The sequence below is a fragment of the Paraburkholderia sp. BL27I4N3 genome (assembly GCF_003386115.1).
In the GTDB taxonomy this organism is placed as follows: domain Bacteria; phylum Pseudomonadota; class Gammaproteobacteria; order Burkholderiales; family Burkholderiaceae; genus Paraburkholderia.
The window spans coordinates 2,201,259-2,221,975 of sequence record NZ_QREJ01000001.1; the positions used below are offsets into that span (position 1 = coordinate 2,201,259).

General features: G+C 62.1%; 23 protein-coding genes and 1 riboswitch. Of the genes, 10 read left to right on the forward strand and 13 right to left on the reverse strand.

Features of this window, described 5'->3' with window-relative positions; all coding sequences use genetic code 11:
- Positions 1–86 precede the first annotated feature (86 nt).
- Together ilvD and B0G71_RS10110 are read right to left on the reverse strand one after the other, a co-directional pair.
- Positions 87–1,949 carry a dihydroxy-acid dehydratase gene (gene ilvD, locus B0G71_RS10105; RefSeq protein ID WP_116141393.1) on the reverse strand — a complete coding sequence of 621 codons (1,863 nt, stop codon included), beginning with the start codon at positions 1,947–1,949 and terminating at the stop codon, positions 87–89.
- Positions 1,950–2,219: 270 nt separating this feature from the next.
- Complete coding sequence (locus B0G71_RS10110) at positions 2,220–3,128, reverse strand: DUF1571 domain-containing protein (RefSeq protein ID WP_258875756.1); 909 nt, start codon at positions 3,126–3,128, stop codon at positions 2,220–2,222.
- Positions 3,129–3,465: 337 nt separating this feature from the next.
- On the opposite strand from B0G71_RS10110, the gene B0G71_RS10115 reads away from it, so the two are divergent.
- On the forward strand, positions 3,466–4,203 hold the full coding sequence (locus B0G71_RS10115; RefSeq protein ID WP_116141396.1) for a hypothetical protein: 738 nt from the start codon (positions 3,466–3,468) through the stop codon (positions 4,201–4,203).
- A gap of 151 nt (positions 4,204–4,354) precedes the next feature.
- Positions 4,355–4,541, forward strand: a riboswitch (yybP-ykoY riboswitch).
- A 5-nt stretch (positions 4,542–4,546) separates the two neighbouring features.
- Entirely contained in the window at positions 4,547–5,137 is a 591-nt protein-coding gene (locus B0G71_RS10120; protein ID WP_116141398.1) for a TMEM165/GDT1 family protein, read from the forward strand.
- Between the two features lie 178 nt (positions 5,138–5,315).
- On the opposite strand, the gene B0G71_RS10130 is transcribed toward B0G71_RS10120, so the two are convergent.
- The 4 genes from B0G71_RS10130 to B0G71_RS10150 form a co-directional block, all read right to left on the reverse strand.
- On the reverse strand, positions 5,316–5,789 hold the full coding sequence (locus B0G71_RS10130; protein WP_116141406.1) for a low affinity iron permease family protein: 474 nt from the start codon (positions 5,787–5,789) through the stop codon (positions 5,316–5,318).
- A 305-nt stretch (positions 5,790–6,094) separates the two neighbouring features.
- The gene (locus B0G71_RS10135) at positions 6,095–6,499 is read right to left on the reverse strand and encodes a GFA family protein (protein WP_116148462.1); all 405 of its coding nucleotides are present in this window, start codon (positions 6,497–6,499) and stop codon (positions 6,095–6,097) included.
- Between the two features lie 177 nt (positions 6,500–6,676).
- A complete protein-coding gene (locus B0G71_RS10140; protein WP_116141408.1) occupies positions 6,677–7,096 on the reverse strand; it encodes a DUF1810 domain-containing protein in 420 nt (139 codons plus the stop codon).
- 273 nt (positions 7,097–7,369) lie between these two features.
- Entirely contained in the window at positions 7,370–8,305 is a 936-nt protein-coding gene (locus B0G71_RS10150) for a LysR family transcriptional regulator (protein WP_116141411.1), read from the reverse strand.
- Positions 8,306–8,421: 116 nt separating this feature from the next.
- On the opposite strand from B0G71_RS10150, the gene B0G71_RS10155 reads away from it, so the two are divergent.
- The gene (locus B0G71_RS10155) at positions 8,422–9,279 is read left to right on the forward strand and encodes an oxidoreductase (protein ID WP_116141413.1); all 858 of its coding nucleotides are present in this window, start codon (positions 8,422–8,424) and stop codon (positions 9,277–9,279) included.
- Positions 9,280–9,298: 19 nt separating this feature from the next.
- Here the strand turns inward: B0G71_RS10155 and B0G71_RS10160 are convergent, their stop codons facing one another.
- Entirely contained in the window at positions 9,299–10,156 is an 858-nt protein-coding gene (locus tag B0G71_RS10160; RefSeq protein ID WP_116141415.1) for a LysR family transcriptional regulator, read from the reverse strand.
- Positions 10,157–10,260: 104 nt separating this feature from the next.
- Between B0G71_RS10160 and B0G71_RS10165 the strand changes: the two genes are divergently transcribed.
- Positions 10,261–11,562 (forward strand): aspartate aminotransferase family protein, encoded by a 1,302-nt coding sequence (locus B0G71_RS10165; protein WP_116141417.1) that lies wholly within the window; start codon positions 10,261–10,263, stop codon positions 11,560–11,562.
- 188 nt (positions 11,563–11,750) lie between these two features.
- Here B0G71_RS10165 and B0G71_RS10170 read toward each other — a convergent pair whose 3' ends face one another.
- The 4 genes from B0G71_RS10170 to B0G71_RS10185 all read right to left on the reverse strand — a co-directional run bounded on the left by B0G71_RS10170 (position 11,751) and on the right by B0G71_RS10185 (position 13,817).
- Positions 11,751–12,221 (reverse strand): universal stress protein, encoded by a 471-nt coding sequence (locus B0G71_RS10170; protein ID WP_116117000.1) that lies wholly within the window; start codon positions 12,219–12,221, stop codon positions 11,751–11,753.
- Positions 12,222–12,438: 217 nt separating this feature from the next.
- Positions 12,439–12,648, reverse strand: coding sequence for a hypothetical protein (locus tag B0G71_RS10175; RefSeq protein WP_116117001.1), 210 nt, complete (start codon positions 12,646–12,648; stop codon positions 12,439–12,441).
- 62 nt (positions 12,649–12,710) lie between these two features.
- Positions 12,711–13,004 (reverse strand): GYD domain-containing protein, encoded by a 294-nt coding sequence (locus tag B0G71_RS10180; protein ID WP_106281284.1) that lies wholly within the window; start codon positions 13,002–13,004, stop codon positions 12,711–12,713.
- Positions 13,005–13,214: 210 nt separating this feature from the next.
- Positions 13,215–13,817: a septal ring lytic transglycosylase RlpA family protein gene (locus tag B0G71_RS10185; RefSeq protein WP_258875544.1), complete on the reverse strand. Its 603-nt coding sequence runs from the start codon at positions 13,815–13,817 to the stop codon at positions 13,215–13,217.
- A 281-nt stretch (positions 13,818–14,098) separates the two neighbouring features.
- On the opposite strand from B0G71_RS10185, the gene B0G71_RS10190 reads away from it, so the two are divergent.
- The 4 genes from B0G71_RS10190 (at position 14,099) to B0G71_RS10205 (ending at position 17,242) form a co-directional block, all read left to right on the forward strand.
- Positions 14,099–15,061, forward strand: coding sequence for an AraC family transcriptional regulator (locus tag B0G71_RS10190; RefSeq protein ID WP_116141419.1), 963 nt, complete (start codon positions 14,099–14,101; stop codon positions 15,059–15,061).
- Between the two features lie 316 nt (positions 15,062–15,377).
- Positions 15,378–15,920, forward strand: a complete 543-nt coding sequence (locus B0G71_RS10195; protein ID WP_116141420.1) for a carboxymuconolactone decarboxylase family protein — start codon at positions 15,378–15,380, stop codon at positions 15,918–15,920.
- Between the two features lie 40 nt (positions 15,921–15,960).
- The gene (locus tag B0G71_RS10200) at positions 15,961–16,794 is read left to right on the forward strand and encodes an oxaloacetate decarboxylase (protein ID WP_116141422.1); all 834 of its coding nucleotides are present in this window, start codon (positions 15,961–15,963) and stop codon (positions 16,792–16,794) included.
- Between the two features lie 40 nt (positions 16,795–16,834).
- Positions 16,835–17,242, forward strand: coding sequence for a RidA family protein (locus B0G71_RS10205; RefSeq protein ID WP_116141423.1), 408 nt, complete (start codon positions 16,835–16,837; stop codon positions 17,240–17,242).
- A 121-nt stretch (positions 17,243–17,363) separates the two neighbouring features.
- On the opposite strand, the gene B0G71_RS10210 is transcribed toward B0G71_RS10205, so the two are convergent.
- Together B0G71_RS10210 and B0G71_RS10215 are read right to left on the reverse strand one after the other, a co-directional pair.
- Positions 17,364–18,326: a Tim44 domain-containing protein gene (locus B0G71_RS10210; RefSeq protein ID WP_116141425.1), complete on the reverse strand. Its 963-nt coding sequence runs from the start codon at positions 18,324–18,326 to the stop codon at positions 17,364–17,366.
- An 87-nt stretch (positions 18,327–18,413) separates the two neighbouring features.
- Positions 18,414–18,905 (reverse strand): CBS domain-containing protein, encoded by a 492-nt coding sequence (locus B0G71_RS10215; RefSeq protein WP_116141427.1) that lies wholly within the window; start codon positions 18,903–18,905, stop codon positions 18,414–18,416.
- Positions 18,906–19,053: 148 nt separating this feature from the next.
- On the opposite strand from B0G71_RS10215, the gene nhaR reads away from it, so the two are divergent.
- Positions 19,054–19,950: a transcriptional activator NhaR gene (nhaR, locus tag B0G71_RS10220; protein ID WP_116141429.1), complete on the forward strand. Its 897-nt coding sequence runs from the start codon at positions 19,054–19,056 to the stop codon at positions 19,948–19,950.
- Between the two features lie 65 nt (positions 19,951–20,015).
- Positions 20,016–20,429, forward strand: coding sequence for a hypothetical protein (locus B0G71_RS10225; RefSeq protein WP_116148466.1), 414 nt, complete (start codon positions 20,016–20,018; stop codon positions 20,427–20,429).
- Positions 20,430–20,717: the final 288 nt, after the last annotated feature.

The following is a 20,717-nucleotide window of genomic DNA, read 5'->3' on the forward strand; positions in this document are numbered from 1 at the left end:
AAGCGCTGTGATCGACAGACACGCCCGTGCCTGTCGATCCGTTCCGGCTCCGGCTGCCCGACATCGAGCGCCAGAGCCGTTGCTCATCACTTGCGTTTGAGTTGCGAGAGATCCCGCACCGCGCCGCGGTCCGCCGAGGTCGCCAGCGCGGCGTAAGCCTGCAACGCTTGCGACACCACGCGTTCACGATTCGCCGGCTGCCAGGCCTTGTCCCCGCGAGCCTCCATGGCTTCGCGACGGCGCGCCAGTTCCGCATCCGACACCACCAGGTGCATCTTGCGGTTGGGAATGTCGATCTCGATCACATCGCCCTCTTCCACCAGGCCGATCGTGCCGCCTTCGGCCGCTTCCGGCGACGCATGCCCGATCACCAGCCCCGAGGAACCACCCGAGAAGCGGCCGTCGGTAAACAGCGCGCAGCTCTTGCCCAATCCCTTGGACTTCAGATACGACGTGGGGTAAAGCATTTCCTGCATGCCGGGGCCGCCCTTGGGACCTTCGTAGCGGATCACGACCACGTCGCCCGCCACCACCTTGTCGCCCAGAATGGCTTCGACGGCGTCGTCCTGACTCTCGAAGACGCGCGCGCACCCGGAGAAAATCCACTGCGATTCGTCGACGCCGGCGGTCTTGACGATACAGCCCTTCTCCGCGAGGTTGCCGTACAGCACGGCGAGGCCGCCGTCTTTCGAGTACGCGCTCTGCTTGCTGCGGATGCAGCCCGTGTTGCGGTCGGTATCCAGCGCGGCAAACGTGGCTTCCTGGCTGAACGCGACCGTTGTCGGAATACCGCCCGGTGCCGCGCGGAAGAACTTCTGCGCTTCCTCGCCCGCGCCACCGGCGACGTCCCATTTGGCGATGGCGTTGCCCAGCGTGCCGCTATGCACGTTGCCGCACGACAGATCGAGCAGTTCCGCGCGGGCCAGTTCGCCGAGAATGCCGGGAATGCCGCCGGCACGATGCACGTCTTCGATATGGAACTTGTCGGTGGCGGGCGCCACTTTGCACAGGCACGGCACCTTACGCGAGATGCGATCGATGTCGGACATCGTGAAATCGACGCCACCTTCCTGCGCGGCGGCCAGCAGATGCAGCACGGTATTGGTCGAACCGCCCATGGCGACGTCGAGCGCCATGGCATTCTCGAAGGCCTGCTTGCTGGCGATGCTGCGCGGCAGGACCGAGGCGTCGTCTTCCTGATAATAGCGGCGGCACAGGTCGACCACGAGCCGGCCGGCCTGCTCGAACAGACCCTTGCGCCACGCGTGCGTGGCGACGATCGTGCCGTTGCCGGGCAGCGCCAGACCGATCGCTTCGGTCAGGCAGTTCATCGAGTTCGCGGTGAACATGCCCGAGCACGAACCGCACGTCGGGCAGGCGCTGCGCTCGATTTCCGCCACTTCGGCGTCGCTCACGCGGGAGTCGCCTGCCTTGATCATCGCGTCGATCAGGTCGATCTTGGCGATCACCTGGCCGTCCGTCGGCGATTTGACCTTGCCCGCTTCCATCGGACCGCCGGAGACGAACACGACGGGGATGTTCAGGCGCATGGCGGCCATCAGCATGCCCGGGGTAATCTTGTCGCAATTGGAAATGCAGACCATGGCGTCGGCGCAGTGCGCGTTGACCATGTACTCCACCGAGTCGGCGATCAGTTCGCGCGAAGGCAGCGAGTACAGCATGCCGCCGTGACCCATGGCGATGCCGTCGTCGACGGCGATGGTGTTGAATTCCTTGGCGACGCCGCCGGCCGCTTCGATTTCCTTCGCGACCAATGCACCCAGGTCGCGCAGATGCACGTGGCCCGGCACGAACTGCGTAAACGAGTTCACCACAGCGATAATCGGCTTGCCGAAATCACCGTCCTTCATTCCGGTGGCACGCCACAGGGCGCGCGCGCCGGCCATGTTGCGGCCATGGGTCGAAGTTTTCGATCGATAGTCAGGCATCTGTGTCCTCAGGTACGGGGGTCGTCAAATTTGGAATTGTGCCCAGACTTGCCGCTGCGCCGTTCGCGGGCAGCGACGCCACCGCGTTTGCGCGCAGGCGGCCGCCGGCGTTGACGCGTGCGCGTGGCTGGGAAGGTACGAATAGTGCGAGAGGATGGGTAAGACGTCCAATATATTTTTCCGGCGCAATTAGGTCGGAAAAGATATTACTGGAAGATAGGTCGGGATCAGGACGCGGCGGTCTTGTGAACGCTTCCGGCAACGCTAGCGTCAGCGGAAACCGTATTCGGGGTTACGTCGGTCGAAATCCGCTTCGCTCCAGTGGCGCGGCACGACGTTTTCGAAGCGGATCAACTCCAGCAGGCCGCCCTGCCCGTCCCACGCAGCTTCGCCGCAGGGCCACGTGTGCTGGAGATCGAATAGCAGCCGCACCCGTGGTGCGTAATGCGCGGGCGGTCCCGACGGAGCCGTCCATGTCCACGCCAGCAACCGCGTGCCGTGCGCGTTCATGAGTTCGATGCGGCTCGGCTTTTCGCTGAGCCCCTCTTCACGAAAACTGCGCGCATCGTGCTCGACGGTGCGGGCGATGAACTGCAAGCCCAGATCCCGCACGCTATGGCGGGACTGCGCGTGCGCGAATGGACCGTCGACGGCGACTTTGCCCGACACGATATGCAGCCGGCCGCCGAGATGGCCGACGATGCTGTCGGGGTCCGTGGTTTCGTCGTAGACGATCTCCTGTCCCGCGTGGGCGCCGCCGGGCAGCCATTTTGCGTAGACTTTTCGCGGGCTGTCCTGATATCGGATCACCATGTGATCGGGTTGCTCCGGCCATCTTCCTGAGACGCGCTCCTGCCGGAACATGCTGTATTCGTAGGCGTCGTCGGGAATCATGGTCTTCGCGTACTCGACGAAGGCGTCTGGCTTCATCGCGTCCATCAAGGCAAGGATCTGATCGTCGGTCAAAGTCAGTATCGAGTGGTTTTCGATCCGCGTGCGCAACGACGCCGCCTGTTCGCGAGCCGGAAGACAGCGGAACTCGTCGATGTCCGCATTCACCGTATGCGACGCGCCGGCATCCGCACATCCCGCCAATGTGGCGGACGAAGCCGGCGCCGTCGGGCTGGCCGGTTGCGCAAACGCGCCCGTCGAGACGGCCAGGCAGGTCGATGCGAGCACGTACAGCAAGAGCCGCGCGATTGCGGGCCATCCCGCAGCAGGCCGAAGGCGCCTGCGTACCGGGTGATCGGAAATGCCAGCTCCGCAAAACGTCATGGTTCGATCCGTGCTGATTGACCGGCGTTTGAAGGGTTGCCCGAGCATGTTGCATGCGTCGATCGCCACCGGCCGCCCCGCCCTGATGCCGGACTCGAATGACCCGGCGTCGACAACCTGAATAAACGGCCCGCGGCGTCGCGCTATTCCAATCGTGTGACGTAAAGGGTTGCGCGAAAGATGGAATAGGCGGTGGCGCCGGATCGTTTAGACAGCATGTCCGAATCAACGGCAGACATCAATGAACATTCGACAGCAGCAATTCGTTCGGCCTGTCGGCGCAGCGCTGCTGACGGCATCCGTCGCGTGGCTCGCGGGTTGCGGAGGCGGTGGTGGCGGCAACGGCACGTCGATGGTTTCGATCGGCGGCACGGCGGCAACGGGTAAGGCACTGGCGAACGCGACGATCAAGATCGACTGTGCGCGAGGCTCGATGTCGGTTGCGGCGGATGCGAACGGCAACTTTCACGCGACGCTCGGCGCCGTGATGCCATGCATGATCGCCGCGACTTCAGGCGTGACGATGCTGCATTCCGTTGCGTTCGCCGGCGGCACGTACAACGTCACGCCGGAGACGGATCTGCTGGTGTCGTATCTGGCGGCGCAACTCGGCACGAATGAAAGCGGGCTGACAGCCGGCTTCCCAGTGAACTCGCAGTTTCAACAGGTGCTGGCGAATCAGACCGACGTCCTGACTGCGCAGGCCGCGGTCGTCCAGAATCTCCAGCAGACGTACGGGGTGACGCTATCTGCGCCCAGTTTCCTGACCACCGCCTTCGCTGCCGGTCAACCGGGCGAGGACAGCGATCTCGAAGCACTCCTCGCGCGCGGCGTCATCGACGCGAATGGCGAACCGGACGCCGCCGCCGTCGCATTGATGACGTCGGCGGGGGCGGCACATCCGTTAATGACAGCGCCGAATAGCGGCACGGGCGGAGCCGGAGTCGGCGGCCTTGGAAGCGCGGGCGGCATGATGTGAGATACCGCCTGGCAGGTTAGTCATGCTCAAGTCTCCGTTTAGCGAGTCCGCCGATCCCGATGAAACGCGCGAGCGCATCTCCGGTGTGATATTCATGCAGGAATTCGGAAAGTTGACGATTTGCCTTACTCGACCGAGACACTGTAGAATCGCCCCTCTCATTGGGGAGTAGCCGCCTCGAACGCAATGCTCGAGGGTGCCCGTCAACATACTTGGTGGTCGAGAGACCGCCATGGCGCGCACAGCACTATGCCTGGCAAGACCGGTGACTCGCATTCCGACCTGACCGGGTCGCCGGAATGCGTGTCATCGCGTACTGACTGCGCGGCCCGGCCCACAACCTATGCAATCGTTCCTCGTTTCGACCAGCGTGGTCGGTCTAGCCGAAATCGGCGACAAGACCCAACTGTTGTCTCTGGTGCTGGCAGCCAGATATCGCAAGCCCATTCCGATCATTCTCGGCGTCTTTGTCGCAACCCTCATCAATCATGCTGCGTCCGGCGCATTGGGCGCATGGCTTGCCAGCGTTCTGAGTCCCTCGATCCTCAACTGGGCAGTCGTCGCATCGTTTGCCGTCATGGCCGTCTGGATTCTGATTCCAGACAAACTCGACGGTGCCGAGGCGGTGTCGACCACGCATCCGATGGGCGTGTTCAGCACCACGGCGCTAACGTTCTTTCTCGCTGAAATGGGTGATAAGACGCAGGTTGTCACGATCGCTCTGGCCGCTCGATTTCACGAATTCTTCGGGGTGGTCGCCGGCACCACGCTGGGCATGATGCTGGCCAATGTGCCTGTCATCTACCTGGGCCACACGTTCGCTGACCGCCTGCCGACCAAAGCGGTCCACATTCTGGCGGCCATCATCTTCGTTGTCCTGGGCGGCTTTGCTCTCAGGACGGCGCTGTATCCGCATGAGCACCCGCTGTTCTAGTTCGAAGGTTGGTTGATACGCGTGCGGCGCGCGTGCGGCAAAGCGCGAAGGAGGCATCGCCGAAGTATCTCGGCGTGGCGTTTGCCTTCGAAAAAAACGGCGCGCACGGTTTCGAACTTGGTAATGGCAAGCGTGCCTGTATCGGGCGATGGGTAGACAGTCAGTGCGCGGGTCGCACTCAGCGGCCCTTGTTCTGAGCATCGCCAGCGGATTGGGTCGACAAGCGCAGGTAAGCTGCCGCAAGTCTTCGGATTTCTTCCTCGGACGCGTCCTCGATACCGATCAGATTGTTGTTCGCTGCCCGATGCGAGGAAAGCAGTTCATTCAGCTTCAGATGCAATGCGATGCTGTCCTTGTTCTGACTCTGCTGAATCAGAAACACCATCAGAAAGGTGATGATGGTGGTGCCGGTGTTGATGACCAGTTGCCATCCATCCGAGTAGTGGAAGATGGGCCCGGTCACGACCCAGGCGACGACAGTCAGCACGGCAAGGCAGAACGCCGCGGGTGAGCCGGCCCATCGCGTGACGAGGCTTGCAAAGCGGTCGAACACGCGCGTCAAAGGGTGACGGCTCGCATAGGCGGGGCTCGACGTGTCTGGAACGGTGTCGAGTTCGTCAGTGGACGACGGCGCGCCAGGTTGTGTAGTCATGAGCGGCTCCAGAAGGTTGGCGTGTCTTGTCTGTTCGCAAACTTCATGCCGCTTTTGGTTGAATCGTTTTGCGACGATAGAGACGCCCGCTGGCATCAATCGGTCTATTTCATCTGCATCCGTGCGGATTGCGAATCGGCAACCGACCTTGTAGTTCTTACCCGGCGACAGCAACTCGCAAATGCCCATAACGACGGGATTACCTGACGGCTGATCAAAGCGAGCACATAGAGTCAGACCTGCCGACAACCGTAGCGTCCACGCCGCAAAACCATCACTCTGCCCTTATCGACCTCGTGCGAGCGTCATGCTCTGCCTTCGCGATATTCGGCACGCACCCCGGCGGGCAGCCATGGCTCTTTGTGGCAACACCAAAGCTCGTAGCTCGGCTCATACAGGCCCACACGGTCAAAGGCTCCAAGCGGAAGATCCAGCTCGTCGCTGTCGTTGCTTTCCATGAAAGCGACTGACCCGCATGTCGGGCAAAAATGCCTTCGCGCCCCGGGCGAACTTTGCCACGCCTGCGTAGGACCAGACAACTCCACAGCGCTTCGGTCAAACATGGCATAACCGCCAAACACGTTGCCATGTATTCGCCGACATGTCATGCAGTGACATATCGACACTCGCCGGGGGCGCGCGGCGACGCGAAACCGCACCGCGCCGCATGCACATCCGCCGGTTTGTTCGACTGATTCACTCTGCGTCATGACTACGCCCTCCTTCGGAGTCCGAGTGCCGCGCGCCATCCCTTACTTGTCGCTCTTCTCTTCTTTGGAATCTTCGCGCCCGATGCGCGCACCTGGTTCGGACGTGCGGCTGAACGTTTTTTAATCGAGCAAACGGTATGCCGGTCGCCGCTAGACCTGCCGCCTGGCAACCGCCTGCTAGACGCGCTCCAACGTTAGCGGATCGCGTTGGCCGTGGAAATACTTCCTGAGTGCTTCAGCAAAAGGTTCTTTGTCGAGCGCGGCACGGTCGAACAGCGTCATCGACGAGTGAAACTTCAGGTAATCCGGATACCCGAAAATGTCCTCTATCGAGCGGTCTTCGACAAGGTTGACGTACTGCGTCGTTTGCCTGAGGCGTTCACCCAGTACTGGATGGCGCAAGTAAGCATCGGCCTCGGCCAACGACGAAATCGCGAACCTTTGCGCCGTCGCACTCGTTCCGAGTCCCTGGATCTGCGGAAATACGAACCACATCCAATGGCTTCGCTTGCGCCCGTCGCGCAGTTCGGCACAGACCTGTGCATAGAGCGGATCCTGTGCGTCGATAAAGCGCTGAAGCTTGAAAGGGTCGTCCATTTCGCTCTCCTTTCACGCTGAGTAGAACCCACGTTTCAATGTCGACGTCGTCAGGCTGCTACCCGATTGAAACGCCCGCCACCGCCGCGCGTGGTGGCCGCATTCACTAGCCACAAACATCGAAGTCAAATACTTCTTCGCGATCCTGTCGTCCGTGCCGTCCGCGCGCGTGTCGGCGATCGCCTTGTCGATTTTATCCTTCGGACCGGTGTCCCCGTCGCGCAAACCGATTTCGGCGCCCCTGATCGCTCACGTCGACACCGAAGCGCACGGTCAGCGGAGCGCGTGCAGTTCGGACGGCTCGAAATAGAAATTCGTGTTGCCCGCAAGGCGCGCGACCATGAAGTCGATAAATGTCCTCACTCGCAACGGTTGTTCGGTCCGATGGCGATAGTAGATATAGACCGCCTCGCGCTGCGTGACGTGTTGGACCAGCAACGGAACCAGTTGGCCGCTTCTGATCGACGTGGTGGCCGAAAAGCTGCCGAGCTGACCAATGGCGGCTCCAGCGATCACGGCAGCCGTTTCGGCGTCGGTGTCGTTGACGCACAAAGTCGTTGCCATGTCGCGATAGACGATTTCATCCCCGATCAGAAACTCCCACGGGGCCTGCTTGCCTGTATTCGCGCGCCGGTATCCCGTGCAGCGGTGACCGTCGAGTTCGTCGATCGTGCGCGGCGCGCCATGACGCTCGATATAAGCGGGTGATGCGCAGACGATCAACTGGATCGGCAGAAGCCGGCGCGCGATGCTGCCTCCGGATGGCGGAGACCCGCCACGAAAGCCCACATCGGCACGTTCGCCGATGAGGTCGGTGAAGCGGTCGTCGAATTGCACATCGAGCTGGACGTTCGGATGCAGTTCGGCGAATTCCAGAAAGTAAGGCCACAGCACTACGTGCCCCATTGCCCTTGGCGCGCTCACGCGCAGCGGCCCCGCAATCTCGGCTTTCGAGCGGCGCGCGTCATCGAGTGCGGACGACAGGACCGCCAGCGCGGGCGTCACCGTGTCGAACAGGCCTTGCCCCTCCTCGGTGAGACTCAGCTTGCGCGTGGTCCGATGAAAGAGCCGCACGCCGAGCTCCTTCTCCAGTTGCATCACAGCGTGACTCGCGGCCTGCGGGGAGATGCCCTGGTCCACGGCCGCCTTGCGCAGGCTGCCGAGCGTCGCCGCCCGGGTGAATATGGTGATCGCGCGAACTTCGTTCACTGGAGACCCCATTCGCAATTAAAAGTTGATTATCAGTCTAGCAATCTACACCTAGTTCGTGCGAATCGATGCTCCTATGATCCGTTCACACCCACCCCGAACGCAGGAGAAACATCATGGTCGAGCTTACGAAAAACAGCTTCAAGCGTGTCTGGTTCATCACGGGCGCGTCGCGTGGCTTGGGCGCGCTGATCGCCGAAGCGGCACTGGCTGACGGCAATGCGGTGGTTGCCGCCGGCCGCAATGTCGCGGCGATCGTCGAGCGTCTCGGCGGCTCGCCGGCGCTGCTGCCCGTGGCGCTGGACGTCACGGACCAGGCGCAGGCGAAAGCCGCGGTTCAAACCGCGCTCGACACATTCGGCCGCATCGACGTTCTGATCAACAACGCGGGATTCGGCCTGCTCGGCGCGATCGAGGAGTCCACCGATGCGGACGTGCGCCGCATGTACGACACCAACGTGTTCGGGCTGTTGAACGTCACGCGTGCCGTGCTGCCGGTGATGCGCTCGCAGCGCGCCGGCCACGTCATCAATATGTCGTCGGTCGGCGGCTATCGGTCCGCCGCGGGATTCGGTGCGTACTGTTCGACGAAGTTCGCGGTCGAAGGCCTGACCGAAGCGCTGTACGCCGAATTGAAACCGCTCGGCATTCACGCGACAGTCGTCGAACCGGGTTACTTCCGGACTGACTTTCTCGATGCGTCATCGCTCGTCGTCGCGCGCGAGGTCATTGCGGACTACGACGCGACATCGGGCCATGTGCGCCGCCTCGCGGCCGACATGAATCACAACCAGCCGGGCAATCCCGCGAAGCTCGCCGCGGCGATGCTCGAACTGGTCGATGCGCAAACGCCGCCACTGCGTCTGCCGCTCGGCACGGACACACTGAAGGCCATCGCTGAGAAGAATGCTTATGTCGAGCAGGAAACCGAAGCCTGGAAGGCGCTGGCGGCATCGACTGACTTCAGCGCTTGATAGCTAAAGGTCAGATCGATCACAGCAACGGCAGCGTAAGCCGGATGTGCTCCGCGAATGCCGTGACCAGATGGGCCGGACGCTTGCGCTCGAACTTCAGCGTAATGCCTATGGTGGGCAAAGGCGGCAGCGCGGGGTCGCCATTGAGTATGGAGAGATCCGGAGCGACGGCAGTCTGCGTGATCACGGCGACTGCCTGCCCGGAGCGCACCAGCGCCGTGAGGCCGGCAAGACTGCTGCTCGCATAAGCGATGCGGTACGCCCGGCCCGCGCGTTGCAGCGCTTCGCAGGCCGCCACATGGTCGAGCGTGTCCGGATCGGAGAGCGCCAGCGGCAACGGGTCGAAGCGCGCGCAATCCAGTCCTGGATAGCCGACCCAGACGAGCGGCACACGGCGAATGATGTCGTCGCTCGGGGCGCCCTCAGGCAACGAGATCATGGCTAGGTCCAGCGCACGCATCTCCAGTTGTTCGAGCAAGCGCGGCGTCGGTGCGCAGATCACCTCGACCAGTGCATGCGGATGCCGGCTCGAAAACTGACGCAGTAAATGCGGCAGGAAAACGGCGGCGTAATCGTCCGGGCAACCGAAGCGGATCGTGCCCGACAGCCCCTTGCCGGACAGATCGGCCATCGCCTCGTCGTGCAGCCGCAGAATGCGTTGGGCGTGGATCAGCAGGCGTTCGCCTGGATTCGTCAGCACGACCCCACGACCCGTGCGCTGGAACAACGGCTGATCGACGATTTCTTCGAGGCGCTTCATCTGCTGACTCAGCGCCGACTGGGTCCGGCCGATCCGGTTCGCCGCGCGACTGAGCGCCCGAACTTCGGCGACGACGGTAAAAGACCGCAGCAGATCGATTTCGAGTGAAAGGCTCAAGGTATTAGGCCCGCTTCTATCTTCGATAAGAACTATTCGATTCTATGAGACCAGAGCGCCATCTAGACTGCAAGTCATTCCCGCTAGCCGTCAAGGAGAAGCAAGTGTCGCGAAACAATGATGCAGTTTTCTGGCGCAACGCCAGACAGCACCTGATCCGCTATGGCGGCACCTTCGAGCCGATGATCATCGAGCGCGCCCAGGGCAGTTTCGTCTATGACGCAGACGGCCGCGCGATTCTGGATTTCACCTCCGGGCAGATGAGCGCGGTGTTGGGGCACAGCCATCCGGAAATCGTCTCGGTCATCAACGAATATGCGGGCAAGCTCGACCATCTCTTCAGCGGCATGCTGTCGCGGCCGGTGGTGGACCTCGCGACTCGCCTCGCCGACATCACCCCTGACGGCCTCGACCGGGCGCTGTTGCTCAGTACGGGCGCGGAGTCGAACGAGGCCGCCATTCGCATGGCGAAGCTGGTCACGGGCAAATATGAAATCGTCGGGTTCGCGCAGTCATGGCACGGCATGACAGGAGCAGCGGCATCCGCGACGTATAGCGCCGGTCGCAAGGGCGTCGGTCCGGCCGCCGTCGGCTCCTTCGCGATCCCGGCACCGTTCCTGTACCGGCCGCGTTTCGAGCGCCACGGCGAATACGATTACCTGGCGGAACTGGACTATGCGTTCGATCTGATCGATCGTCAGTCCAGTGGCAATCTGGCCGCCTTCATCGCCGAGCCGATCCTCAGTTCCGGCGGGATCATCGAACTGCCGGATGGCTACATGGCTGCGCTCAAGCGCAAGTGTGAAGAGCGCGGCATGCTGCTGATCCTCGATGAAGCGCAAACCGGCGTCGGCCGCACGGGCACGATGTTCGCCTGTCAGCGCGATGGCGTCACGCCCGACATTCTCACGCTATCGAAGACACTGGGCGCCGGTCTGCCGCTCGCGGCCGTCGTGACATCCGCGCAGATCGAGGAGCGCGCCCATGAATTGGGTTACCTGTTCTATACGACCCACGTATCCGATCCTCTTCCTGCGGCCGTCGGTTTGCGGGTGCTGGAGGTGGTCGAACGCGAGGGGCTGGTTGCGCGTGCGAATCTGATGGGCGCGCGACTCAAACGCGGCCTGCTGGATCTGATGGAACGCTTCGACTGCATCGGCGACATTCGCGGCCGGGGACTGCTGCTGGGAATGGAAATCGTCAAGGACCGCCGCACGAAGGAGCCGGCCGATGGGCTGGGCGCGAAGATCACGCGTGAGTGCATGAACCTGGGGCTTAGCATGAACATCGTGCAGTTGCCCGGCATGGGCGGCGTGTTCCGGATCGCCCCGCCGTTGACCGTTCACGAGGATGAGATCGACCTCGGCCTGGACCTGCTCGGGCGGGCGATCGAGCGTTCGGTATAGTCCAGCGTCTTCTGGATCCGGTCGGATCCGGGCTCGAGGTCGCGGGCACTTCGCAGTGGCTGTGGTCAGCTAGACCGCCGCTTCCCGATAGTTGCTGAACTTCGACATCTGCCCGATCCCTGGATTGAAGCAGCCGCAATTCACTCGCACCCTTCCGAGCCGACGCTCACACGCATCCGCCAATCTGGCTATCGCGGCGGATGCGCACCCCCCGGCGCCGGCTGCCGCACGACGAGAACCGGGATCGAACTGTGCGTCAGGACCTTCTGGGTTTCGCTGCCGAGCAAAAACGCCCTCATCCCGCTTCGACCGTGCGACGCCATGACAATGAGATCGCAGTTCTGTTGCGTTGCAACGCTGATAATCGCTTCGTAGGGATGGGCGCGACCTTCCGAAACCGTATTGCACACCACACCGACCTGCGCGGCCGCTTTTTTCACAACGCTGAGGTAATCCTCCGCGCGCTGTCGCGCGGTCTGAATGATGCGATCCTCGTTGTCGGCAATCATCTCCGTGCCATATGCGAGGACATGAAACTCCGGAATGACGTGGAGGCCCGTGACCGTGGCTCCGCTTTCCGCTGCAAGCGTTACCGTCATCTGAATGGCGGCCTCGGAAAGCGGCGAGCCGTCGGTCGGCACCAGCAGATGCTTGAACATATGTTTCTCCCCCGCGACCCGGTTCAGCTCGCGTCGAAATCCTGCCCGGCGCCTCTGCCACCTGAACCCGGCGAACCTGAATCAGAGGCGCCTTCTTAAGTATAGTCACCTCGCTCGCAGGCACTGCGTATCGCCCAAAATGAATCTGACCGCCACGTCATGAAGGTTCAATGCTCAGTCCGAACATCGGAATCCATGTGACTCCGCGCCCGCCTCGTTAGCGGTCTTCCGTGAGCCCTTTCAGATGGGCTTCGCCGGCATCCTGCGCGGCAGCGCGCATGGCGAACGTGTCGTCGGACACCATCGACCGTTTGACCTTTTGCGCTGCGAAGTCGACGAGCGTAATCACCCAGACAAACTCGCCGCCCTGCTCGGCTGTTTGAACGAACGCGCGCACGTCTTCGCTGTCGTTTGCTTTTGTGCTCATTGTGATCTCCTGAGAAAGGGTCGCGGAAAGAGAACGGCTCACGGGTCGTATGACTGACTGTCTTACGGAAGCTTGCCGATAATCGCGCTGCATTCGTCCTTCGTGAAAGCGCGCAGTGTTTGTGTGCGGACATTGCCTGCCGATCCCAGCGCGTAGCCGAATGCCGCGAAGCTTTGCTCGTCCGGTGCGTCGATGACCGTGACGATGTCGTATTTGCCCACCGTCCAGTAGATCTCCTTCATTTCACAGCCGAAGGTCCTGGCCAACTCCGCCGCCTGGCCGGCACGCTGCGGACTGTTTTTGATGTTGCGTATGCCCTGATCGGTGAATTGCGCAAGAACCACATAGGTCGCCATGACGATTCTCCTTACCAATAGCTCAATACCTCGAATTGCGTTGTCCACGCGCAAGCTCGACCGCGAACGCGGCTGCGATCGTGTTGCCCAAAGGCGTTCTGCGCGTAACCTGATTCTATGCAATGGAATCGCATGCCACTGTCTGTTTGACTCGAAAGGCGCGTGGCGCGGCAGACTCGTCCGTTCTCGCCTCGGCTATGAGCCGTTCATTCAGCGCAAGGAATGACCAGCCTGCGCATCGACCGGTGCTCCGCCGCGCTGGGCATCCTGCATACCCGCGCCCGGCTTCACCGTACCGTCGGCCTGCGGAACTTCCACCGGCTTGACCTCGACGGGGACGACACCGTCTTTTTTCAGCCCGAGCTTATCCGCGGTCTTGGGTGAGAGGTCGACGATCCGATCCCTGACATAGGGGCCGCGATCCCGAATCTCGACCACCTCGCTGTTGCCGTTTTTCAAATTCGTGACCCGCGCCTTGGTGCCGAGCGGTAGCGTCTTGCTCGCGGCGGCATTGGATTGCGGGTTCATCGGCGTACCGTCGGCCATTTCTTTTTTGTAAAACTCCCGGCCGTAGTACGAGGCTTCGCCCTTGCGCGACTTGCCGGATCGATCGAGATGGCGTGGAGCTGTCGACGAACTCGCCGGGCGGGTATCGGTGGATGCCGGCGGTTGCGCCGGTTGCGCCGTGCAGAGGAAGCACCACAAAACCACAAACAGAAGCGTCTGAAGAGTGAATTGTCGAGCACGTGGCAAACGAACGTGAACGTCATCGCCGGGGGGCCGGCGCGCGGTTGTATGAAGTTTGTTTTCCAATTTCCACTCCTTTCCGGCTTGTCGATGTAGCGGGAAAATTGTCCAACGAGCGATACGTAAATTGCCGGTTTATCCGGGCTGCCACATGCAAGCGTCTCGCGCCAGGTCGCGGGCGTGCGCATATTCCGGTCCGAAGTTAGTACGTCAACTGCACGGACCGTCTCGCCACTCCAGGCGCAGCCGCGCCGCCTTCGGCACACAATTGCGCCCAACGGAAACCTGCGACAATCGTCGTCCACGCAAAAACATCTGTTGATTGCCCTACTTCCCGCGGATGCCTTATGCCTGTTTCGCAAGCAATTTCGCCGCCACGTCTATCACCCGACAATCTGAACGAGTTGATCACCCTGCTCGACATTGAGGTACTCGGGCTCTCGGAGTGCGTCGTTAGCCAGGGCTTCATGCTGGAACTGGATGGCCACGACGCGCCCGGCATCCACTACATCCTGTCGGGCGAAGGGCGGCTGCACATCGCCGACGCCGGAACCGTGCCGCTCATACCTCATACGCTGCTGATCGTGCCGCCGGGTCACTCACTGAAGCTCGAGGTACCGACAAAACAGGCGGGTATCGCACCGACCGTCGTGCCGGGGCGCGAGTACAAACAGGTCGTCGATTCGATCAGCCGTTTCCGCGCGGGCAATGTCGAACCGATGACCGTCATGATCTGCGGCTATTTCAAGGCGTCCTTCGGCGCGTCGATCAATCTGTTCGCGACCCTCTCGACGCCGATCGTGGAGCAGTTCGAAGCGTCCGACCGGCTCGACGTCTATCTGCGCACGGCGTTCGATGAGCTCGTCGCGCAGGAGATCGGCGCCGGCGCGATGTCGGGCGCGCTGCTCAAGCAGGTAATCGTCGCGCTCGTGCGTCGGTCGCTGAAATCCAGTGCGCTCTGGATGGAGCGATTCGCGCTGCTCGGCGATCCGCAAATCGCCCGGGCCTTCGCCGACATGGTGGCCCGCCCGGGCGCGCCGCACACCGTCGCCAGTCTCGCCGAAGCGGCGATTCTCAGCCGCTCGGCGTTCATGGCGCGCTTTTCCGCGGCGCTAGGCCAATCGCCGATGCAGGTGCTGCGCGACATCCGCATGCGCCAGGCGGCCGCGCAGTTGCGTGCCGGCGACCTGTCGCTGGATCAGGTGGCGCGCCATGCGGGTTATGCGAGCCGCGGCGCGTTCGCGCGCGCGTTTCGCGAAGTGTTCGATACCGGCCCCGCGGAATACCGCGACGGAGCCGCCAACGGCTGATCGCCAGGACTTGCCGCGGCGTCTGCGGACCTTGCCCACCAGACTCGCACGCTCCTGCGCCGTGACCCGCGCCTTGCACCGGCACGTCGACGCCGATACAAGGCGCCGGTTTCGTCGTCAACGCCGATACAAGGCGCCGGTTTCGTCATTAAAGCTAGCCACGCCGACACCTGCATTCGCGGACTTTTGCGTCTGTTCTCAGGATTTTTCGTTCGAGCTGCACGCCTAGAATTTTCATCAATGCAGCCGGGAACGCACACCGATATTCCGATGCAGACGCACCTTCGTCCCGATTAGCAGAAACAGGAGCACGACCATGACCCGTATCGCCCTCCCCGCCACCGACGCTCTCCCGGCCGCTTCGCAACCGGTCATCGAAGCAATGACGAAGCAGCTGAAGATGACGCCCAACCTTTTTCGCATCATGGCGCTGAGTCCCAATGCGCTGAACGGTTGGGCTAACCTGCAAGGCGCGCTTGCAAAAACGCTCGATGCGAAACTGCGCGACGGCATTGCCCTCGCCGTTTCACAGGTCAACGGCTGCCAGTACTGTCTGTCGGCGCATAGCTACGTTGCGAGCAACATGGCTCATATCGGCGACGACGAGATTCGCCTGAATCGGCTCGGCAAATCGAATACGCCGAAAACCGCCGCGGCTGTCGCGTTCGCGAAGACGCTGATGGAAACACGCGGAAAGGTTACCGAAGACGATCTGCACGCCGTGCGTGAAGCCGGCTTCAGCGATGCGAACGTTGTCGAAATCATCGCGCTCGCCGCGCAATTCATGCTGACGAACCTCGTCAACAACGTCTTCGATACCGAGGTCGATTTTCCGGTCGTCGAAACCGAAGTAGCGTAACGACAGCGCGCTGCCACGTCCTCAGACAAGGAGATCGATCATGTCCCGCGTCCATGCAACGACGGCTGAAAAACGCGCGGCGTTTCGCGCGTTGCACCAGAACGGATGCTTCGTGTTGCCAAATCCGTGGGACGTCGGCAGTGCGCGTTATCTGGCGTCGGTAGGCTTCAAGGCGATTGCCACGACCAGTTCAGGCTTCGCATGGTCGGCTGGCCGGCCGGACAACGGCGTATCGCGCACCGCGATTCTCGCGCACCTTCGCGAGATGGTCGGGGCGACAGATCTGCCGGTCAACGCCGACTTCGAAAACGGCTTCGGCGACAATCCCGCCGAGGTGGCCCATAGCGTGCGGATGGCGGTCGATACCGGCATCGCCGGACTGTCGATCGAAGACTCGACAGGCGATCCGAAGTCGCCGCTGTTTCCGCTCGAAGTCGCGGTGGAACGCCTCGCTGCGGCAAGACGCGCGATCGACGAAACAGGCGGTGATACGCTGCTCGTCGGACGTGCTGAGAATTTCTTTGTCGGCGTGCCCGATCTCGAAGACGTGGTGGCGCGCTTGCGAGCCTATGCGCAGGCCGGCGCCGACTGTCTGTACGCGCCGGGTATCCAGACACGCGAGCAGATCGAAGCGGTGCTCGCCGCGGTCAGCCCGAAACCCGTCAACCTGTTGATCGGCGGACCCTCGGCGTCAACGCTCGATGAACTGGCGAGGCTCGGCGTGCGCCGCGTGAGCGTGGGCGGCGCATTGGCGCGCGCGGCATGGGGCGGGCTGGTGACCAGCGTTCAGTCGCTGGCGGACGGGCGCTTCGATCGCTTGCCGAAGGAGCCGTCAGGCGCGTGGTTGAACAGTATGTTTCAGGACGCTGTTTAGCGTCTCTTCATCGAATCACCCTTTCTGCATGGAGTGAACCATGAGCCGTGAAATCATTCGTGTCGAACCGCTTTCGAGTTGGCTCGAACGCTGGAACGCACCGACTTCCGCCGTCACCCGGCACGGCGATACCCTCTACGTTTCCGGCTTTCCGCCGTTCGATCCTCACACCGGCGAAGTGATGGACGCGCCGATCGAACTGCAGACCGAACGCGTATTGGAACAACTGAAGCTATGTGTGGAGACGGCGGGTTCATCGCTGGATCAGGTGCTCAAATGCAACGTGTATTGCACGTCGGTTGAAGCGTTTCCGGCCGTCAATGCGATCTATGCACGGTTCTTCGGCGCGAACCCGCCCGCGAGGATTTTCGTCAATGTGCCGGCGTGGCCCGGGCGCTTCGACATCGAGATCGATTGCGTCGCGGCAATCGATACCAACCGCACCTGAGTGTCCGGATGATGCCCGTCGCAGGCTCGCTCGTCACCGCTCTTCGCCACGCCACGAGACGTGGAATGCATGAGCGGCAAAAAGCCGGCGCTTCTTCGCGCCGGCCTCAACCTTGCCGCTATCAGCCGATCTGCTGGATACCGGCCAGCCGCCACGCCTGATCACCTTGCGGCTGCTTGACGAGGTTCCAGATTTCCTGGAACGGCTGCGCGGTCTGTGCATCGTCTTCCCGTATCTGACCGTAAAAGCGCACGCTGACCAGCGTTCCATCCGGATTGCTTTCAGTGCTGAGCACTTCGGCTTCGAGTTGCGGCACTTCCGTATGGCTCGGCTCGCGGCCGCGCGCTTCCAGATCCTGCTTGAGACGCGCGAACATCTCCGGCGTCGTCAACTCGAACAGATCGCCCTGCTCGTTCCGGTCCCATGCACCCTGGAGCCGCATGAACATCGTCTTTGCCGAGACGAGAAACGTCGCCTGATCCGGACCGGGCGAAAGCTCGGGCGCCTTCACGGCATCCGCTGCTCCCGCCGCACCCATCGCGGCACGCGGCCAGCCCCGGAAATTCGTTTCAGGCCGCGCTTGACCCATCTGATTCAGAATTGGCGAGCCGCCAGTTTGCTGCCGGCTCGCGGCGCCGTGTCCATAAGCGAGATCCGGACGCCGCCGATTGGCGATAAAGCGGAACAGCATGACGCCCGCGAGAATCACCGCGCCGATCAGCAATGCATTGGACATCAATTGCGCGAGTCCCTCGCCAAGGCCAAACGATGACAGCAACGCCGCGATGCCGAGTCCGGCCGCGAGCCCGGCGAGCGGGCCCATCCAGCGATTACCCGCCGCGGCTGCCGGGGCCTGCGCGCTCTGCTGTGCTGGTTGAGCTTGCTGGCTGCGCTGCGCCGGCCCGGACGGCGACGCCGATTGCGATTGACGGCCGATGCTTTGGCTGCCGCCCACGCGCTTCGCTTCGGCATCGTTCGAAGCGATGGCGCCGAGAGCAAGGAGCCCTGCGAGACCGAGCGCCGCCGTCCCGCGCGTCACTGCGCCGGCCGCCCGTCGAAGGTGGTTGATGATCTGCGTGTACATATAAAGCCTCTTTGATTAGTCAGGGGACTGCGCGCTTCGCGCGCTCTTTTCCGTTGCGCCGAATGCATTACGAACAGTAATATTTTTTCAGGTGGCAAAACCGGCCGGCGAGTGCGTTTGTAAGCCGCGATGGCCGACCTGAACGCTGTTGCCATGAATGTAGTGCTCCAGCTGCCGGATCGTGTCCTCCTGCTCCGCAATCAGGTTCTTGATCAGGTCGCCGATCGACACCATGCCGATCACCTGCCCTTGCGTAATGACAGGCAAGTAGCGGATCCGGTATTCCGTCATGAGGGCCATGCATTCCTCGGTGGTCTGCTCCGGGCCGACATAGCGCACGGTCGTCGACATGATGTCGCGCACCGGCGTATTCCTTGACGAACGGTGCATCAGCGCGATCTTGCGCGCGTAATCGCGCTCCGTGACGATGCCGGCCACGCGCCCGTTGTCGACGACGATGAGCGCGCCCACCCGGCGGTGAGCCATGATCGCGACCGCGTCGTAGACCGAAGCGGACGCCTGGGTCGACCAGACTGTCTGGGACGTTTTTGAACGCAGAAACTGTGCAACCGATGCCATCTGCCACCTCCGTCAACTATCGTGAGCCGCCCCGCATGAACCCTTGGGCGAGACCTCAATCTACCTGAACGTGAGATAACGTAAAATGCGTATTTTTTATACAGACACTTCGAGAAAATCGTAGTGTTGTGTAATCTGTGGAGCAACTGTGAACTTCAAGCATCTGCATTACTTCTGGGTTGCGGCGCATGCGGGCGGCATCGTTCGAGCGGGCGAGCAGTTGCACATCTCGCCGCAAACGCTGAGCGGCCAGATCAAACTGCTCGAAGAAGCGCTGGATAAGAAGCTGTTCAGGAAAAGCGGCCGCACGCTCGAATTGACCGACGCGGGCCGCCTGGCGCTCGATTACGCCGACGAAATATTCTCGCTGGGCTCGGAGCTCGAAAGCGCCGTGCGGCGCGAGAACGAAGCGGGCCCGCAAACACGGTTTCGCGTCGGCATTGCGGATTCGGTGCCGAAGGCGATCGCGTACCGGCTGCTGGAACCCGCGCTGAGCGCGTCCGTATCGCTGCGCATGATCTGCCACGAGGGCAAGCAGCATGCGCTGCTCGCGCAACTGGCGCTGCATCGCCTCGACCTGATTATCGCGGATGCCCCGATTCCCGCCGACGTCAATATCAAGGCGTTCAACCATCGCCTCGGCCGTTCCACGCTCAGTTGCTTCGGCACGGAGGCGCTGATTCAGAGCGGCAAGAAACGCTTCCCGCTGTCGCTTGGCCAGTTGCCGGTGCTGCTGCCCGGCACGGAATCGGCGGTGCGCCGCAAGCTCGATCACTGGCTGGCGTCTCATGCCATTTCGCCGCGCATCGTCGGCGAGTTCGACGACGGGGCGATGACCATAGCGTTTGCCCGCGAGGGCCGCGGCTTGCTGTTCGCGCCCACCGTGCTCGAAAGTCAGCTACAGGCCGAGCACAAACTCACGACGGTCGGGCAGATCAATTCCATCGTCGAGGAATTCTTTGCGATCTCGATCGAGCGCCGGATTAGCCATCCGGCAGTCGCGATGATTCTGGACGCGGCACGCAGCGAGCTGTTCAACGTCTAGCGGAGCATGCTTGCGGAGATGCCATTACAATCCAGCACTTCGACCCGACAAGCTTGATTCGCGCCATGAAATATCTCCTCGCATCGACCCTCGCGGCGCTCGTCGCGGCCGCAAGCACGGTTGCAAGCACGGCCGCAACCGCGCAGACATCCGGGAGCAGCGACACACCCAGACTGCAGTGTGCGATCGGGTATGTCACCGGCATTGGCGGGTCGGCGCAGAGCTTTCGCGACTATCTGGCGACACCGGACAGAGACCGCTATCGCTTCCTCGCGGACAACCCGATTCAATGCAAGGTTTCCGACGAGGGTCGTGCGTCCGGCTGTACCGGCCTCACGAGCCTGCGGCACGAAAAGGTCAGCGTGTACGACGATATCGACAATGAGACGATGTCTGTCGTCGCGCGGGTGGAACTCGAACACGGCACGTATCCGGTGATCATCTCCGTGCGAAGACAGGACGTGAAGTGCGAGGAGTGAATGCGCTCACGCCCCGATCGCAGTGAATCAGTTTCGATGCTGCGCGAGAACTGAAATTCGGGCAAGCCCTGTTTCGAGCACGTCGCGGTTGTTGGCGTACCCGAGGCGCACATAGCATAGCCTTCCATCAGGATCTGCGCGGCGCGGCAGCGTGAGCGGCACACTCACTTTGATTCAAGAAGCATGACGGGGAAGCCGTTATCCGGGTAACGCATCGGCAACCGCCAGGCGCGTTTTTGCCGTCCCCAAGATACCCATTCGTGCCTTGCCCTTATACGCCATCTACTC

Bases quoted from the DNA above. Each gene is read 5' to 3' on its own strand.
- B0G71_RS10135 (WP_116148462.1), bottom strand. From the start codon at position 6,499: ATGACGCAGAGTGAATCAGTCGAACAAACCGGCGGATGTGCATGCGGC.
- B0G71_RS10115 (WP_116141396.1), top strand. From the start codon at position 3,466: ATGAACATTCGACAGCAGCAATTCGTTCGGCCTGTCGGCGCAGCGCTG.
- B0G71_RS10225 (WP_116148466.1), top strand. From the start codon at position 20,016: ATGAAATATCTCCTCGCATCGACCCTCGCGGCGCTCGTCGCGGCCGCA.
- B0G71_RS10210 (WP_116141425.1), bottom strand. From the start codon at position 18,326: ATGTACACGCAGATCATCAACCACCTTCGACGGGCGGCCGGCGCAGTG.
- B0G71_RS10180 (WP_106281284.1), bottom strand. From the start codon at position 13,004: ATGGCGACCTATGTGGTTCTTGCGCAATTCACCGATCAGGGCATACGC.
- B0G71_RS10155 (WP_116141413.1), top strand. From the start codon at position 8,422: ATGGTCGAGCTTACGAAAAACAGCTTCAAGCGTGTCTGGTTCATCACG.
- ilvD (WP_116141393.1), bottom strand. From the start codon at position 1,949: ATGCCTGACTATCGATCGAAAACTTCGACCCATGGCCGCAACATGGCC.
- B0G71_RS10120 (WP_116141398.1), top strand. From the start codon at position 4,547: ATGCAATCGTTCCTCGTTTCGACCAGCGTGGTCGGTCTAGCCGAAATC.
- B0G71_RS10205 (WP_116141423.1), top strand. From the start codon at position 16,835: ATGAGCCGTGAAATCATTCGTGTCGAACCGCTTTCGAGTTGGCTCGAA.
- B0G71_RS10140 (WP_116141408.1), bottom strand. From the start codon at position 7,096: ATGGACGACCCTTTCAAGCTTCAGCGCTTTATCGACGCACAGGATCCG.
- B0G71_RS10190 (WP_116141419.1), top strand. From the start codon at position 14,099: ATGCCTGTTTCGCAAGCAATTTCGCCGCCACGTCTATCACCCGACAAT.
- B0G71_RS10130 (WP_116141406.1), bottom strand. From the start codon at position 5,789: ATGACTACACAACCTGGCGCGCCGTCGTCCACTGACGAACTCGACACC.
- B0G71_RS10175 (WP_116117001.1), bottom strand. From the start codon at position 12,648: ATGAGCACAAAAGCAAACGACAGCGAAGACGTGCGCGCGTTCGTTCAA.
- B0G71_RS10195 (WP_116141420.1), top strand. From the start codon at position 15,378: ATGACCCGTATCGCCCTCCCCGCCACCGACGCTCTCCCGGCCGCTTCG.
- B0G71_RS10170 (WP_116117000.1), bottom strand. From the start codon at position 12,221: ATGTTCAAGCATCTGCTGGTGCCGACCGACGGCTCGCCGCTTTCCGAG.
- B0G71_RS10200 (WP_116141422.1), top strand. From the start codon at position 15,961: ATGTCCCGCGTCCATGCAACGACGGCTGAAAAACGCGCGGCGTTTCGC.
- B0G71_RS10215 (WP_116141427.1), bottom strand. From the start codon at position 18,905: ATGGCATCGGTTGCACAGTTTCTGCGTTCAAAAACGTCCCAGACAGTC.